This window comes from Lentzea sp. (assembly GCF_036380075.1).
Taxonomy (GTDB): domain Bacteria; phylum Actinomycetota; class Actinomycetes; order Mycobacteriales; family Pseudonocardiaceae; genus Lentzea.
The window spans coordinates 46,071-60,575 of sequence record NZ_DASVFL010000106.1 but is presented as its reverse complement, the minus strand read 5'-3'; the positions used below and the strand labels follow the sequence as shown (position 1 = coordinate 60,575).

Genomic DNA, 14,505 nt, shown 5'->3' with positions numbered 1-14,505 from the left:
GCTGAGGAGCGCTAGACGGGGGAGCCACCACCGCGGCCTCGCTTTGCTCGGGACGGCTCGCCTGCGGCATCGCTAGGGCTCGCCTTCGGCTTCGCGAGCGGCTCGCCTGCGGCTTCGCTGCGTGGCTCGCCTGCGGCATCTAGTGGCTATCTGCCGTTTTGCGTGTTCTTGCACGTGGCGGGGGGCAGCGGGTTCAGAGGGCTGCACGACCAGCCTGACGGAGTTGTGGTTGTCGTCGTTGCCGCTGCCGGTGGGGCCGCTGGGGGTGGGGGCTCGTTCGTCACGGCTGGCGGTGTTGTCGTCTTCTTCGGGGCCGGTGTCGTGCTTTCCGGGGTGGTGCTCGAGCTTTGCTGGGTGCTGCTCGGAGGTGGTGGGCTCTCCGGCTGGCTCGGGGTCGTGCTGGTCGTGGACGTGACCCAGGTGGAGGCCGGGGGTCTGCTTTGCGGATCTTCCGTGTTCACGCCGTGGAACGCCATGCCCACCAGCACGCCCAGCAATGCGGACCCGAGCACGGCGGAACCACCTGCTGCCCACAGTGCGCGCACAGCAGTCCTCCTCAGATGCTCACGGGGTGAAGTCGGGCGATCACGCCCCGGCAGGCTACTGGGTTGAACCACGGCCGGGAACGCTCGCCCTGAAGCCCTATCGGCTTCCTTGCGGGCTCGGTTGAGTGATCGCTGTCACTTGTCGGTGGTGCTGAAGGGTGGTGGAAGGGGGCGCTACCAGCGCTGTTGCTGTTCGGTGACGTTCGGCAGTGTCACCCGAGCAGGTGAACGGCTCGGCTGGGTGACGGGGCTGCTGGGCTTCCTGGCGTGGCGGTCGTCGCTGGGGTGGCCCTAACAACTCCGTAAGCTCTTTTCGGTCCGGTTTGCGCCAGTATTTTCGGTATGCGCAGTCGTCGATTCCTGATTCCCGCCTCAGTTTTCCTGGTCGTCGCGCTGGGGGTCGGGCTCTACCTCTTCCAGCCCTGGCGGCTGCTCACGGTCCGCGAAACGAACGAGGCGCTGCTCGTGCCCACTTCGAGCACTCGGTTGACGACTCAGTCAACTACTGCCAGTGCGCCGGCGCCTGTCGCGGAAACGCCGAAGGAGGTCGCCGGAGGGGAGTGGCGGTCGCTCGAACACGCCACGACCGGTAAGGCGAGTCTGATCAGGTTGCCGGGTGGCGCGCATTCGGTGCAGTTCGCGTCCTTGAACACCAGTGATGGCCCTGACCTGTACGTTTACCTGTCGCCGCACTCGTCCGGCTCGCCGGAGAAAACGTTTGGCGAGGGTTTCACTAGTCTCGGCAAGTTGAAGGGCAACCGCGGGGACCAGGTCTACGAGATTCCCGCGGGCGTCGATGTTTCCATCATTCGGAGTGTTGTCATCTGGTGTCAGAGGTTCTCCGCGGGCTTTGCGGTAGCCCCGCTGGAACAAGCCTGAAACATGACGGCGGGGAGTGCTCTCTTCGCACTATTGACTTTCCTGGTCTAGACCACATAGCGTTAACGTGAACGAACACAACATCGTCCCTTGCCGATGGGCGTGCGGAAGCCCCGTCGGCGAGGAGTACGGCTCACTGGGTGGGCCCTCGACGGCGGTGGTGCCGCTCCTGCTCTCCCCGGGGCCGCACCACCGCCGTTGGCGTTCTACTGTTGTTCGTGCACTCCCGGACGGTGGCGATCCACTACGTGCGCGCGGCGCTGCGCGCGTGCCCGGAGCCGGATGCCGTCCTGCGGGGTGCGGGGATCCCCGCGAGCCTGCTCGCCGACGACCGGGCGCGGGTCACGCCCGCGCAGTACACGAAGTTCGTCCAGACGCTGTGGGAAGTGCTCGACGACGAGTTCATGGGCTTCGGGCCGCGGCCGTCCAAGCGCGGCACGTTCGCGATGATGTGCCTGCTGGCCGTGCACTGCCCCGACCTGGAGTCCGCACTGCGGCGCGGGCTGGCGTTCTACGCGTTGTTCGAGCAGCCGCTGCGCCTGTCGCTCGACGGCGGCCGGTTCACGCTCGACATCCCCGGCGACCCCGACCACTTCCTCACCGAGTCGCTGCTCGTGCTGTGGCACCGGTTCTCGTCGTGGCTGATCGGTCGCCGCATCCCGTTGCGCAGCGCCGAGTTCGGCTACCCCGAACCCGCGCACGCCGCCGAGTACCACCTGATCTTCGGGTGCCCGCTGACGTTCGGCGCGCCCGCCACCTCGATCTCGTTCGACCCGAAGTTCCTGCGCATGCCGGTCGTGCAGGACGAGGCGGCGCTGCGGAGGTTCCTGCGGCACTCGCCGGCCGAGCTGCTGTCGCGGCGCGACCACGGGGCCGACACGGCGGGGCACGTGCGGCGGCTGCTCGGGCGGGGGGTGGCGGGGCTGGAGGCCGTGGCGGCCGCGCTGGGAGTGTCGGCGCCGACGTTGCGGCGCAGGCTCGCGGCCGAGGGGACGTCGTTCCGCGAGGTGCGGGAACAGCTGCTGCGCGACCAGGCCGTGGCGTCGCTGGTGCGCGGCGGGGAGTCGGTGGAGGAGCTGGCGCTGCGCCTCGGGTTCTCCGAGGCGAGCGCCTTCCACCGGGCCTTCAAGCGGTGGACCGGGTCATCACCCGGCTCCTACCGCGCCTAGAACTTGTCGCGCTCCCGCAGGGACGTCGGCGGGCGGAACCGCTCGCCGTACGTGTCGGCGAGGTAGTCGGCGCGTTCGATGAACGCCTGCACGCCGTAGGAGTTGATGAACTGCAGCGTGCCGCCGCTCCACGGCGCGAAGCCGAACCCGAAGATCGAGCCGATGTTCGCGTCCGCCACCGACGTCAGCACGCCCTCGTCCAGGCACCGCACCGTCTCCAGCGCCTGCACGAACAGCAGCCGGTCGCGGACGTCCTGTTCGGACACCCCGGCGTCGGCCTTCGCGTAGCGGGTGGTGAGCTCCGGCCAGAGGAACTTCCTGCCGCCCTCCGGGTACTCGTAGAAGCCCGCGCCGGTCGACTTGCCGCTGCGGCCCAGCGACACCATCTCGCGGATCAGGTCGTAGGCGGCGCTCTCCGACACCAGCGACGGGTCGTCGGCGAGCGTCTGGTCGTGGATCTTCAGCTGCAGCGACAGCGTCACCTCGTCCGAGACCGCCAGCGGGCCGACGGCCATGCCGGACTTCTTGGCGACGTTCTCGATCAGCGCCGGGGCCACGCCCTCGGCCAGCATCGTGATCGCCTCGATCACGTACGTGCCGAACGTCCGCGAGGTGTAGAAGCCGCGCGAGTCGTTGACGACGATCGGCGTCTTCCCGATCTGCCGCACGTAGTCCAGCGCGCGCTGGAGCGTCTCCTCGGACGTCTTCTCGCCGCGGATGATCTCCACGAGCCGCATCTTCGGCACCGGCGAGAAGAAGTGCAGGCCGATGAACCGCTCCGGCGCCGTCACCGCCGACGCGAGGCCGGTGATCGGCAGCGTCGAGGTGTTCGACGCGATCACCGCGTCGGGCAGGGCGTGGGACTCCGCGGCGGGCAGGACCTTGTTCTTCAGCTCGCGGTTCTCGAACACGGCCTCGATCACCAGGTCGCAGCCCGCGAGGTCGTCGTCTGAGTCGGTCGGCGTGATGCCGTCCAGGCCCTGTGCGCCCTTCTGGGCCGACTCCAGGGTCACGTCCTTCAGGACCACCTCGATGCCCGCCTTCGCGGACACCTCGGCGATTCCGGCGCCCATCATGCCCGCGCCGAGCACACCGAGCTTCGCCACGCGCTTGCCCGCGGACGACGCGCGGCCGTTGACCTCGTTGAGGTTGAACCAGAACGCCGTGATCATGTTCTTGGCGACCTGGCCGGACGCCAGCTCCAGGAAGTAGCGGCCCTCGATCTTCAGCGCGGTGTCGAAGTCGACGTAGGCGCCCTCGACCGCGGTGGCCATGATCTTCTGCGGCGCCGGGTACGCGCCGTGCGACTTCTTGCTCAGCACGGCGGGCGCCGCGGCGAGCAGGCCGTAGCTGTTCGGGTCGCCGAACTTCAGGTCCGGCACGCCCGCGCCCTGCACGTCCCACGGCTGCGTGGGCGCCGGGTTCGCCTTGATCCACGCGATGGCCTCGGAGATCAGCTCCTCGCGCGTGTCCACGAGCTGGTCGACGATCCCGGCCTGCAGCGCGCGTTCCGGGCGCAGCTGCTTGCCCTCCATGAGCAACGGCAACGCCTTCTGCACGCCGAGCAGCCGCACCATGCGCGTGACGCCACCGCCGCCGGGCAGCAGACCGAGCGTCGCCTCGGGCAGGCCGACGCGGATCCCGTTGTCGTTCAGGACGATCCGGCGGTGCGAGGCCAGCGCGATCTCGAAGCCGCCACCGAGCGCGGTGCCGTTGATGGCCGCCACGACCGGCTTGCCGAGCTTCTCCAGCCGCCGCAGCTGCGACTTGAGCTCCTCGACGCCGTCCAGCGCCTTCGCGGCGTTCTCCGGCGTGATCGAGATGAGCACGTTCAGGTCACCACCGGCGAAGAAGGTCTTCTTGGCGGACGTGATGACCACGCCGGTGATGTCGTCACCCTCGAGCTTGGTGACGGCGTCGCCCATCAGGTCGCGGTACTCGTCGTTCATGACGTTGGCGGAGCCGGACATGTCCATCGTCAGCGTGACGATGCCGTCGGCGTCCTTGTCGTAGTGGAACGGCATGCCTCAGACCCTCTCGATGATCGTCGCGATGCCCATGCCGCCGCCCACGCACAACGTGGCGAGGCCGCGACGCAGGTCCCGGCGCTCCAGCTCGTCGAGCAGCGTGCCGAGGATCATGCAGCCGGTGGCGCCCAGCGGGTGGCCGAGCGCGATCGCGCCGCCGTTGACGTTGACCTTGTCCTCGGGGACGTCCACGTCCCGCAGGAACTTCAGCACGACCGACGAGAACGCCTCGTTGACCTCGAACAGGTCGATGTCCTCCACCGAGAGGCCCGCCTTGTCCAGCGCCTTGCGGGCGGACGGCGCCGGACCGGTGAGCATGATCGTCGGCTCGGTGCCCACGACGGCGACGGACACGATCCGGGCGCGCGGGGTCAGGCCCAGCGCCTTGCCGGCCGCGGCGGAGCCGATCAGCATGGCCGCGGCGCCGTCGACGATCTGCGACGAGTTGCCCGGCGTGTGGACGTGGGTGATGCGCTCGACGGTGGGGTATCGGTCGATCGCCACCGTGTCGTAGCCGAGGTCGCCGTGGAACTGGAAGCTGGGCTTCAGCTTGCCGAGCGACTCGACGGTGGAGTCGGGACGGATCGTCTCGTCCTCCTTGAGCACCACCGTGCCGTTCTGGTCGACGACCGGCACGACGGACCGCTCGAACCAGCCGTTCTTCTGCGCCTCGAACGCGCGGGCGTGCGACCGGGCGGCCCACGCGTCGACGTCGGTGCGGGAGTGGCCCTCGAGCGTCGCGATCAGGTCGGCCGACACGCCCTGCGGCACGAACGACAGGTCGAAGTTCGTCGAAGGGTCGATCGCCCACGCGCCGCCGTCGGAGCCCATCGGCACGCGCGACATCGACTCGACGCCACCGGCCACCACGAGGTCCTCGAACCCGGACGCGACCTTCGCCGCGGCGAGGTTCACCGACTCCAGGCCGGACGCGCAGAACCGGTTGAGCTGCACGCCCGCGGGGCGCTGGTCCCACCCGGCGGCGAGCACGGCCGTGCGGGCGATGTCGCCGCCCTGCTCGCCGAGCGGTGACACGACGCCGAACACGACGTCGTCCACCGCGGAGGTGTCGAGGGAGTTGCGTTCGGACAGCGCGCGCAGCACCCCGGCGGCCAGCTCGACGGGCCGCACGCTGTGCAGCGACCCGCGCTTGCCCTTGCCGCGCGGCGTGCGCACCGCGTCGAAGATCAAGGCTTCGCTCATGCCACCCACGCTAAGCCCGGCCTCCCGGCCTGGCCATGACCGTGGAGGGTGACCGATTAGCTCAGCCGGCACTCCATGTACTCGGGGTCTTCCGCCTGCACGAACCCGAGCCGCTTGTAAAGCCGGCGCGCGGGCAGGTTGTCCACCCAGACCCGCAGCGTGACGATCTTCCAGCCCTCCCCGGCCGCCCACTCCAGCACGGCCCTGACCAGCGCTTCCCCGATGCCGCGACCGCGGTGCGAGTCGCGCACCCACATCGAGTAGAGGTAGAGGCCCTCGGGTTTGGCGGTGGCCGCGACCAGCGCCACGGGCTCCCGGTCGAGCGCGACGACCTTCAGGCCCTCGGCGGCCCGGTCACGCCACTCGGCCTCGCCGTACTCCCGCTCGACCGCCAGCGTCGACCCGAACTCCTCGGGGTCGCTGGACAGCGCCTCCAGGCGGATGTCGCGCCACAGCCGCCACTCGTCCGGCTCGACCTGATGGATCTCCATACCGGTGAGTCTGGCCGACGGGGTGGCGATTTCGCTCAGTTTTTCGGGCGACGGCGACGCGCGCCGGTCATGGCGTGGATCACCGGCCGGTGGTTTCGTGGACCGCATGGCAGAGCGTCGATCGCGGTGGATGGACAGCGACCTGGACCAGTTGCGCCAGCTCGCGCGCACGTTCTTCGAGAAGGAGGTCACGCCGAACGTCGAACGCTTCGCCGAGCAGAAGCAGGTCGACCGGGAGCTGTGGACCAAGGCGGGCGAGCTCGGGCTGCTGTGCCTGAGCATCCCCGAGGAGTACGGCGGCGGTGGCGGCACGTTCGCGCACGAGGCCGTGCTGCTGGAGGAACAGGCGCGCGCCGGCGACAGCTCGTGGGGCAACAGCGTCCACAGCGGCATCGTCGCCCACTACGTCAACTCCTACGGCACCGAGGAGCAGAAGCGGCGCTGGCTGCCCAAGCTCGCGTCCGGCGAGTACGTCGGCGCCATCGCGATGACCGAACCCGGCGCGGGCTCCGACCTCCAGGGAATCCGCACGAAGGCGGTCCGCGAGGGAGACGAGTACGTCATCAACGGCTCGAAGACCTTCATCACCAACGGCGTGCACGCGGACCTCGTCATCGTGGTCGCCAAGACCGACCCGTCCCAGGGCGCCATGGGCATCTCGCTGCTCGTGGTGGAGAAGGACATCCGGCGCGGCCGCGTGCTCGACAAGGTCGGCATGAAGGGCCAGGACACCGCCGAGCTGTTCTTCGACGACGTGCGCGTGCCGGCGGCGAACCTCCTCGGCGAGCAGGAGGGCCAGGGGTTCGTCCAGCTCATGCAGCAGCTGCCGCAGGAACGCCTGATCATCGGTGTCTGCTCGATCGCGGGCATCGAGGCCGCCGTCGACCTGACGCTGAGGTACGTCAAGGAGCGCCAGGCGTTCGGCAAGGAGCTCATCAAGTTCCAGAACACCCGCTTCAAGATCGCCGAGTGCGCCACCGAGGCGGCCGTGACCAGGGCCTTCATCGACGAGTGCGTCGAGAAGCACCTGCGTGGCGAGCTGGACGTGCCGACCGCGGCGATGGCGAAGTGGTGGGCCACCGACCGGCTGACCAGGGTCGTCGACGAGTGCGTGCAGCTGTTCGGCGGCTACGGCTACATGACCGAGTACCCGATCGCGCGTGCCTGGTCCGACGCCCGCGTGCAGCGGATCTACGGGGGCACGAACGAGATCATGAAGGAAATCATCGCGAGGTCCCTGTGACTTCTTCCGGGAGCGGTCCTCTCGCAGGTCTGAAGGTCGTCGAGCTCGCGGGCCTCGCGCCCGCGCCGTTCGCCTGCATGGTGCTCGCCGACCTCGGCGCCGACGTGGTCCAGGTGCACAAGCCGGGGAGCCGCTCGACGGTCTCCGGCGACTTCCTGGGCCGCAACCGGCGCTCGATCGCGGTCGACACCCGCAGGCCCGAGGGCTCGGAGCTGGTCCTGCGGCTGGTCGAACGCTCGGACGTGCTGGTGGAGGGCTTCCGGCCGGGTGTCACCGAACGGCTGGGCATCGGCCCGGCGCAGTGCCTGGCCCGCAATCCGCGCCTCGTCTACGGGCGCATGACCGGGTGGGGCCAGGACGGGCCGCTGGCCGACCGGGCCGGGCACGACATCAACTACATCGCCGTCGCGGGCGCGCTGGAGCCGCTCGGACGGGCCGGCGGACCGCCGTCGTTCCCGATCAACCTGCTCGGCGACTTCGGCGGGGGAGGGCTGCTGCTGGCCCTCGGCGTGCTCGCGGCGCTGTATGAACGGGAACGCTCCGGACGTGGTCAGGTCGTGGACGCGGCCATGGTCGACGGCGCCGCGCTGCTGACGACGTTCCTGCACGGGATGAAGTCCGCGGGCATGTGGTCCGGCGGGCGCGGCGAGAACATGCTCGACGGCGGCGTGCCGTTCTACGACGTCTACGAGGCCGCGGACGGCCGGTTCGTGGCCGTGGGCGCGCTGGAGGAGAAGTTCTACGCCGACCTCGTGCGCGTGCTGGGCCTGGAGGACGCGCCCTCGCGCAACGACCCGGCGCAATGGCCCGAGCTGCGGGAACGCATCGCGGCGGCGGTGAAGACCAAGACGCGGGACGAGTGGGCGGACCTCGCGCGGGACACGGACGCCTGCCTGGCGCCGGTGCTGGCCCCGGACGAGGCGGCGCGGCACCCGCACAACGCGGCGCGCGACACGTTCGTGGACGTCTCCGGCGCGGTGCACCCGGCGCCGGCCCCCCGGTTCGACCGCACGCCCACCGCGGTTCCGACCCCTCCGGTCGAGACCGGGGCGAACACCGGGGAAGTGCTCGCGGACATGGGTGTGGCGGAGGACGAAATTATGGAACTGCGTCGGTCCGGAGTAATTGGATGAATGGTCGGTGGCGCATTTATTGCGCCACGACGGCGTGACTGAGCGTGATGCCGGAGGTTCGGCATCCGGGTGAGGCCCGGTGCACCAGTCTTCGTCCAAGCTGTGGGATGCGAGGGAGTCCGTGTTCACCTCGTGCCCAGGACATCGGCGCTGCGCAGAGACCTCTTTAGCCGCCATTCGGGTGACATCGGGCGCAGTGCAGGCGTGTGCCGCTGGTGGAACCTCGCCCCGGTTGGGCGTGGTCGTTGTTCATCGCACGGGTGAATGAGGGAGCATATCGGGTGACACGGCGGTCCGCCGCCTCAGCTGTGAGCGACATGGACGGAGAGGTACCTGTGAACCTCAAGAAGGTGCTAGTGCTGGCGGGCGTCGCGCTGGTGCTGTTCCTCCTGATCACCCAGCCCGAGCAGTCCGCCTCGGCGGTCCAGCAGGTCCTCGGCTGGCTGCGGCAGGGCGCGGAGTCGATCATCACGTTCATCAGGAGCCTGTTCGGCGCGGCGACCCCGATCCGCTAGTGACGCACGGTCACGTACGACCGTTCGCGTTGAGCCGGACGGGTGGAATGCGGCCAATCACGCACTGGTAACGGGTGTTCTGAGGATTCAGGGTCTGGTGATTGTCAGACCTACCGAATACCTTCCGCTGCAATGGCCGATCCCCGACCGACGAGGAGGCATGGATGGTCGAGGACTCCGGGGTCCACGAGCTCTTGAAGCAGTGGGCGGCTGAACGGTCTGATGACGCAGAGATGCAGGAGGTGAACCGGATCAAGAACGCGTGGCTCGCTGAGGCTCCCCCCTCGGCGCCAGGCATCCCCGTGCAGCGGGGTGCCGCACGGAGCGGGTCGCGTGGCTTGGTCAAGGTCGACTCGGCGGATCCGGCCTACGTGGCCGCGATGCGCAAGCGGGCGCCGGAGGCACCCGAGGCGTTGCTCGCCGCCGCAGCGAGCTACTGGCAGCTCGTCGGTGACGTCAGCGAGGCCGAGCAGTGGTGGGACGCGGGCATCAGCCCGTTGGACCAGCGCGCGCTCGACTACCGCGCTGCCGGCCTGACTCCTGCCGACCTCGGGAGGCGCCTGGGACCGATGACGGTTCTCCAGCACCTTCGTCGTGGCTCCGCCGCGGCCTGGTGCGTCGCACGTCTGCAGAGGCAGCGCCGGGACGGCGTGGCGTAGGAAGGAACGGGGGCTCCACGATCGGGGCCCCATGTTCGCGGAACGCGCTCACCGAGATCGTTCCGCGTGTTTTTGAGGGGGCCAAGCCCCCACGCCCCAGCCGGGGGCGAGCCCCCGGACCCCCACAGGGTGGCCTCCATCAGGAGGCCTCACCCAAGTAGTGTGGAGGTCGTGCGCGGCCTCCTTACTCCCCAACGCTTGTTGATCGCGTTCGCCTGTCTGGCGGCGCTGGTCCTGTGTTGCGGGCTCGCGTACTGGCAGTGGCAGCGCTTCGAGTCCGCCAGCGGCACGTTCCAGAACCTCGGGTACGTGCTCCAGTGGCCGCTCTTCGGCCTCTTCCCCCTCTTCATGGTGTGGCGGTTCCGCCGCCTGGCGCGCCAGAACCGTGACGGGGCTCTCTCCGCACCGGAGCCGGTTGCACCCGCTCCCCGGCCGGTGACTACCGTTGACGCCGTCAAACCCGCGCCTGTCGAGCACTTCGACGACGACGAAGACGCGGAGCTCGCGGCCTACAACCGCATGCTCGCGGACCTCAACGCGCGGGACGGTCGTTGAGCGAAGGCGGGCAGATGAAGGGTGCGTTGACCCGGTTCCGGGTCATGGCTTACGTGGTCGGTGTCTTCCTGCTGCTCCTGGTCGTGGCGATGGTGCTCAAGTACGCCGCGGACATGGGCGGGGCGATGAAGGTCGTGGGCCCGATCCACGGCTTCCTCTACGCCATCTACCTGGTGCTTTCCGTCGACCTCGCGCTGAAGCTGCGCTGGTCCATCAAGGGCACCGCACTCGTGCTGCTCGCCGGGACGATCCCGTTCCTGTCGTTCTGGGCGGAGCGCAAAGTGGTCGAGAAGACCGCGCAGGGCGTGCCGTTGTGACGTTTGGCCTGCTAGCGTCTGGGGCTGACAACTGAACACGGCCGTCGATGTCGCGCGGGAGAGTCCCCCTGTCCCCGATCTGCCGGACAGCGGGCACCGAAGGAGCAACTCCTCCCCGGAATCTCTCAGGTACCCCTACCGCACGACGAAGGCAACTCTGGAAAGCAGGCCCATCGGCCTCGCCCACGGTGCAAGTCGCGTTCCGCGCGGCGAAGCTCTCAGGCTCATGACAGAGGGGGAGGCTCTCTCAGACGAGGAGTCTCCGATGGACCGTGTCATTCTTCTGCTGCCTCAGCCGGCCACGTCCGGCTCTTCGGCGCACCCTGGAGGAGCGTTCTGATGTCCCGCCTCACGCCTCTGAACGCCGAGCACGAGCAGCTCGGCGCGATGTTCACCGACTTCGCGGGCTGGCGGATGCCGCTGCGCTACTCGAGCGAGCTCGCGGAGCACCACGCGGTGCGCACGTCCGCGGGCCTGTTCGACCTCACGCACATGGGTGAGATCGTCCTGACCGGACCGCAGGCCGGCGAGGCGCTCGACTTCGCGCTGGTCGGCCACATCTCCGCGCTCGCCGTCGGCAAGGCGCGCTACACGATGATCACGCAGGCCGACGGCGGCGTGGTCGACGACCTCATCGTCTACCGCCTGGGCGACGAGGAGTTCATGGTCGTCGCGAACGCCTCCAACGCCGCGGTGGTCGCGGACGCCCTGGTCGAGCGCGCGGCCGGGTTCGACACCGTCGTGACGGACTCCTCGACGGACTACGCGCTGATCGCGATCCAGGGCCCGAAGTCCGTCGAGATCCTGTCGGGCCTGACCGACACCGACCTGTCGACGGTCAAGTACTACGCCTCGTACCCGTCGACCGTCGCGGGCGTCCCCGCCCTGCTGGCCCGCACCGGCTACACCGGTGAAGAGGGCTTCGAGCTCTTCGTGGCGCCCGCCGACGCGTCCGCCGTGTGGGCGGCGCTGCTGTCCGCGGGCGAGGCGCACGAGCTCAAGCCGTGCGGGCTCGGCTGCCGCGACACGTTGCGCCTCGAGGCCGGGATGCCGTTGTACGGCAACGAGCTGACGACGTCGCTGACGCCCTACCACGCCGGCCTGGGCCGGGTCGTGAAGCTCGACAAGCCGGGCGACTTCGTGGGCCGCGACGCGTTGGCGAAGGTCTCGGAGTCCGGTGTGGACTCGGTCCTGGTCGGCCTGAAGACCCCCGAGCGCCGCGCGCCGCGCCACGGCTACGCGGTGCTCAACGGTGACGAGGTCGTGGGCGAGGTGACGTCGGGCGCGTTGTCCCCGACCCTCGGCTACTCCGTCGCCATGGCCTACGTGTCCCGCGCGAGCTCCGAGCCGGGCACCCCTCTGCTGGTGGACGTCCGCGGCAAGAAGCAGCCGGTCGAGGTCGTCGCACTTCCGTTCTACAAGCGCGCCAAGTAGGGAGATCTTCCAGATGTCCGAGCAGTTCAACGCCTCCCTCGCGGAGTACGACCCCGAGGTCGCCGAGGCCGTTGCCGCCGAGCTGGCGCGCCAGCAGGGCACCCTCGAGATGATCGCCTCCGAGAACTTCACGCCCGTCTCGGTCCTGCAGGCCCAGGGTTCGGTGCTGACCAACAAGTACGCCGAGGGCTACCCCGGCCGCCGCTACTACGGCGGCTGCGAGCACGTGGACGTCGTCGAACGCCTGGCCATCGAGCGCATCAAGGCGCTCTTCGGCGCCGGCTTCGCCAACGTCCAGCCGCACTCGGGCGCGCAGGCCAACGCGGCCGCGATGTTCGCCCTGCTGCAGCCCGGCGACACGATCCTCGGGCTCGACCTGGCGCACGGCGGCCACCTGACCCACGGCATGCGGATCAACTTCTCCGGCAAGCTGTACAACGTCGTGCCGTACCACGTCGCCGACTCCGACGGCCTGGTCGACATGGCCGAGGTCGAGCGCCTGGCCACCGAGCACCGCCCGAAGCTGATCGTCGCCGGCTGGTCGGCCTACCCGCGCCAGCTGGACTTCGCCGAGTTCCGCCGCATCGCGGACTCGGTCGACGCCTACCTGATGGTGGACATGGCGCACTTCGCCGGCCTCGTCGCCGCCGGACTGCACCCGTCGCCCGTGCCGCACGCGCACGTCACCACGACCACGACGCACAAGACCCTCGGCGGGCCTCGTGGCGGCGTGATCCTGTCCAACGACGCGGACATCGCCAAGAAGATCAACTCGGCGGTGTTCCCCGGGCAGCAGGGCGGGCCGCTGGAGCACGTGATCGCGGCCAAGGCCGTGGCGTTCAAGCACGCGGCCTCGCCCGAGTTCGCTGATCGGCAGCGGCGGACGTTGGAGGGGGCCCGGATCCTGGCCGACCGGTTGTCTCAGGGTGACGTTGCTGCTGCCGGGGTCAAGGTTCTGACTGGCGGCACGGATGTGCACCTGGTGCTGGTCGACCTGGTCTCGTCCGAGTTGGACGGGAAGCAGGCTGAGGACGTGCTGCACCAGATCGGGATCACGGTGAACCGGAATGCGGTTCCCAATGACCCTCGGCCGCCCATGGTGACGTCCGGGTTGCGGATCGGTACGCCGGCGTTGGCCACTCGCGGGTTCGGTGAGGTGGACTTCGTCGAGGTTGCTGATGTGATCGCTGAGGCGTTGAAGCCCGGGGCTGCTGTGGAGGAGTTGCGGGCTCGGGTTGAGGTGCTGGCGGCCAAGCACCCGTTGTACTCGACGCTCTGATCGTGGGGGCTCCGCCCCCACACCCCCGGCACTCCCAAAGGAGCCCGTCCAGCGCCGCTTGTGGGTTGATGGCACGCCTATTGCGTTGGGCGGCTTGCTGTTGCGTTGTTTGTTGCGCCTCGCTTTGCTCGGGACTGCTCGGCTGCGCCATCGCTTGGGCTCGCCTTCGGCATCGCGGACGGCTCGCCTTCGGCTTCGCGTGGCTCGCCTTGGCATTGCTACTTGTGCAGAAAGGGCGCCACCGTCTGGTGGCGCCCTTTCTGGTCCCTGGAGCGAAACGACGGGAACCCCGGCCCCTTCCCCAGGGCCGGGGTTGCACGTGTCAGGGTGTTGCGTGTCTCAGATGGACCGTCCTAACGGGATCTGGGGGCTACGCCGCCGGTGCCGTCACGCCGGGCGGGAGGCACTCGACGTTGCGCTTGCCGTTGGGCTGGATCACGTACCAGGTGCCGCCGACGCCCTGGCCCTTCCAGGTGCCCGGGCCCGGGTCGAGGGAGTAGGCGTACAGGGGCCAGCCGTCGACCGCCACCTGCTTCTTGCCGTCCGCGCGGGTGATCAGCGAGACCAGCTTCGAGTCGACGCCCTCGAGCTGCGGGACGGTGTCCGACAGCAGCGGCGGCCACGTGACCGCGCACTTGTCGTTGCAGTTCGACTTGCCTTCCGGCTTCGGGGTGTCCTTGTCGAAGCGGTACATCGTGCGGCCGTCGCCGTCCTGGATGACCTGGCCCATCTTGTCGACCGTCTTGCCGACCAGCCTCAACGAGCTGACCGGGGCCGCGGCCGGGGGCTGTGCTGCGGGTTGCGCTGCGGGGGTTTCCGGTGCCTGCTGCTGAACAGGGGTCTCGGGCGCCTGAGCGGGCTCCTGGAGTACCGGGGGCTGACCCACGTCGCCGTAGTCACCGAGGACGCCCAGGTCGGTTTCGGTCTGTGCCACCGGCTTGGAGTTCGTGCCACTTCCCGTGGCGCTCCAGACACCCAGACCCAGCACAACTGCCAGTCCCGCGGCGAGCCCGATGGCAATGCGGTTACGTCGGATCACACTCATGTCCTCCTTGT

The 14,505-nt window shown here is 69.2% G+C and carries 14 protein-coding genes and 2 riboswitches; of the genes, 10 read left to right on the top strand and 4 right to left on the bottom strand.

Translation table 11 applies throughout. The annotated features are described in order from the left end of the window. Positions 1 to 887 precede the first annotated feature (887 nt). Positions 888 to 1,424: a DM13 domain-containing protein gene (locus tag VF330_RS13485; protein ID WP_330851902.1), complete on the top strand. Its 537-nt coding sequence runs from the start codon at positions 888 to 890 to the stop codon at positions 1,422 to 1,424. A gap of 218 nt (positions 1,425 to 1,642) precedes the next feature. Beyond that, positions 1,643 to 2,593, top strand: a complete 951-nt coding sequence (locus VF330_RS13480; protein WP_330851901.1) for an AraC family transcriptional regulator — start codon at positions 1,643 to 1,645, stop codon at positions 2,591 to 2,593. On the opposite strand, the gene VF330_RS13475 is transcribed toward VF330_RS13480, so the two are convergent. Genes VF330_RS13475 through VF330_RS13465 form a run of 3 tightly spaced genes read right to left on the bottom strand, consistent with a single transcriptional unit; the run spans position 2,590 to position 6,314 of the window. Next, complete coding sequence (locus VF330_RS13475) at positions 2,590 to 4,617, bottom strand: 3-hydroxyacyl-CoA dehydrogenase NAD-binding domain-containing protein (RefSeq protein WP_330851900.1); 2,028 nt, start codon at positions 4,615 to 4,617, stop codon at positions 2,590 to 2,592. The genes VF330_RS13480 and VF330_RS13475 overlap by 4 nt on opposite strands. A gap of 3 nt (positions 4,618 to 4,620) precedes the next feature. Continuing rightward, positions 4,621 to 5,823: an acetyl-CoA C-acetyltransferase gene (locus tag VF330_RS13470; protein ID WP_330851899.1), complete on the bottom strand. Its 1,203-nt coding sequence runs from the start codon at positions 5,821 to 5,823 to the stop codon at positions 4,621 to 4,623. Between the two features lie 56 nt (positions 5,824 to 5,879). Continuing rightward, positions 5,880 to 6,314, bottom strand: coding sequence for a GNAT family N-acetyltransferase (locus VF330_RS13465; protein WP_330851898.1), 435 nt, complete (start codon positions 6,312 to 6,314; stop codon positions 5,880 to 5,882). A 106-nt stretch (positions 6,315 to 6,420) separates the two neighbouring features. On the opposite strand from VF330_RS13465, the gene VF330_RS13460 reads away from it, so the two are divergent. The 8 genes from VF330_RS13460 (at position 6,421) to glyA (ending at position 13,449) form a co-directional block, all read left to right on the top strand. After that, the gene (locus tag VF330_RS13460) at positions 6,421 to 7,557 is read left to right on the top strand and encodes an acyl-CoA dehydrogenase family protein (protein WP_330851897.1); all 1,137 of its coding nucleotides are present in this window, start codon (positions 6,421 to 6,423) and stop codon (positions 7,555 to 7,557) included. Then, positions 7,554 to 8,690, top strand: a complete 1,137-nt coding sequence (locus VF330_RS13455) for a CaiB/BaiF CoA-transferase family protein (RefSeq protein ID WP_330851896.1) — start codon at positions 7,554 to 7,556, stop codon at positions 8,688 to 8,690. The genes VF330_RS13460 and VF330_RS13455 overlap by 4 nt, the downstream gene beginning before the upstream one ends. A gap of 335 nt (positions 8,691 to 9,025) precedes the next feature. Next, the gene (locus tag VF330_RS13450; RefSeq protein ID WP_414675373.1) at positions 9,026 to 9,205 is read left to right on the top strand and encodes a hypothetical protein; all 180 of its coding nucleotides are present in this window, start codon (positions 9,026 to 9,028) and stop codon (positions 9,203 to 9,205) included. A gap of 164 nt (positions 9,206 to 9,369) precedes the next feature. Further along, entirely contained in the window at positions 9,370 to 9,864 is a 495-nt protein-coding gene (locus VF330_RS13445) for a helix-turn-helix transcriptional regulator (protein ID WP_330851894.1), read from the top strand. Positions 9,865 to 10,035: 171 nt separating this feature from the next. Next, complete coding sequence (locus tag VF330_RS13440; protein WP_330851893.1) at positions 10,036 to 10,419, top strand: hypothetical protein; 384 nt, start codon at positions 10,036 to 10,038, stop codon at positions 10,417 to 10,419. 14 nt (positions 10,420 to 10,433) lie between these two features. After that, the gene (locus tag VF330_RS13435; protein WP_191302747.1) at positions 10,434 to 10,736 is read left to right on the top strand and encodes a DUF3817 domain-containing protein; all 303 of its coding nucleotides are present in this window, start codon (positions 10,434 to 10,436) and stop codon (positions 10,734 to 10,736) included. Between the two features lie 45 nt (positions 10,737 to 10,781). Further along, positions 10,782 to 10,887: riboswitch (glycine riboswitch) on the top strand. A 1-nt stretch (position 10,888) separates the two neighbouring features. Beyond that, positions 10,889 to 10,976: riboswitch (glycine riboswitch) on the top strand. A gap of 99 nt (positions 10,977 to 11,075) precedes the next feature. Beyond that, positions 11,076 to 12,170 carry a glycine cleavage system aminomethyltransferase GcvT gene (gene gcvT / locus VF330_RS13430; RefSeq protein ID WP_330851892.1) on the top strand — a complete coding sequence of 365 codons (1,095 nt, stop codon included), beginning with the start codon at positions 11,076 to 11,078 and terminating at the stop codon, positions 12,168 to 12,170. Positions 12,171 to 12,183: 13 nt separating this feature from the next. After that, positions 12,184 to 13,449, top strand: coding sequence for a serine hydroxymethyltransferase (glyA, locus tag VF330_RS13425; RefSeq protein ID WP_330851891.1), 1,266 nt, complete (start codon positions 12,184 to 12,186; stop codon positions 13,447 to 13,449). A 370-nt stretch (positions 13,450 to 13,819) separates the two neighbouring features. Here glyA and VF330_RS13420 read toward each other — a convergent pair whose 3' ends face one another. Next, positions 13,820 to 14,494, bottom strand: a complete 675-nt coding sequence (locus tag VF330_RS13420; RefSeq protein ID WP_330851890.1) for a hypothetical protein — start codon at positions 14,492 to 14,494, stop codon at positions 13,820 to 13,822. Positions 14,495 to 14,505: the final 11 nt, after the last annotated feature.

Excerpts from the sequence above, each read along its gene's own strand:
- glyA (WP_330851891.1), top strand. The coding sequence starts at position 12,184 with ATGTCCGAGCAGTTCAACGCCTCCCTCGCGGAGTACGACCCCGAGGTC.
- VF330_RS13470 (WP_330851899.1), bottom strand. The coding sequence starts at position 5,823 with ATGAGCGAAGCCTTGATCTTCGACGCGGTGCGCACGCCGCGCGGCAAG.
- VF330_RS13485 (WP_330851902.1), top strand. The coding sequence starts at position 888 with ATGCGCAGTCGTCGATTCCTGATTCCCGCCTCAGTTTTCCTGGTCGTC.
- gcvT (WP_330851892.1), top strand. The coding sequence starts at position 11,076 with ATGTCCCGCCTCACGCCTCTGAACGCCGAGCACGAGCAGCTCGGCGCG.
- VF330_RS13475 (WP_330851900.1), bottom strand. The coding sequence starts at position 4,617 with ATGCCGTTCCACTACGACAAGGACGCCGACGGCATCGTCACGCTGACG.
- VF330_RS13445 (WP_330851894.1), top strand. The coding sequence starts at position 9,370 with ATGGTCGAGGACTCCGGGGTCCACGAGCTCTTGAAGCAGTGGGCGGCT.
- VF330_RS13465 (WP_330851898.1), bottom strand. The coding sequence starts at position 6,314 with ATGGAGATCCATCAGGTCGAGCCGGACGAGTGGCGGCTGTGGCGCGAC.
- VF330_RS13435 (WP_191302747.1), top strand. The coding sequence starts at position 10,434 with ATGAAGGGTGCGTTGACCCGGTTCCGGGTCATGGCTTACGTGGTCGGT.
- VF330_RS13460 (WP_330851897.1), top strand. The coding sequence starts at position 6,421 with ATGGCAGAGCGTCGATCGCGGTGGATGGACAGCGACCTGGACCAGTTG.
- VF330_RS13420 (WP_330851890.1), bottom strand. The coding sequence starts at position 14,494 with ATGAGTGTGATCCGACGTAACCGCATTGCCATCGGGCTCGCCGCGGGA.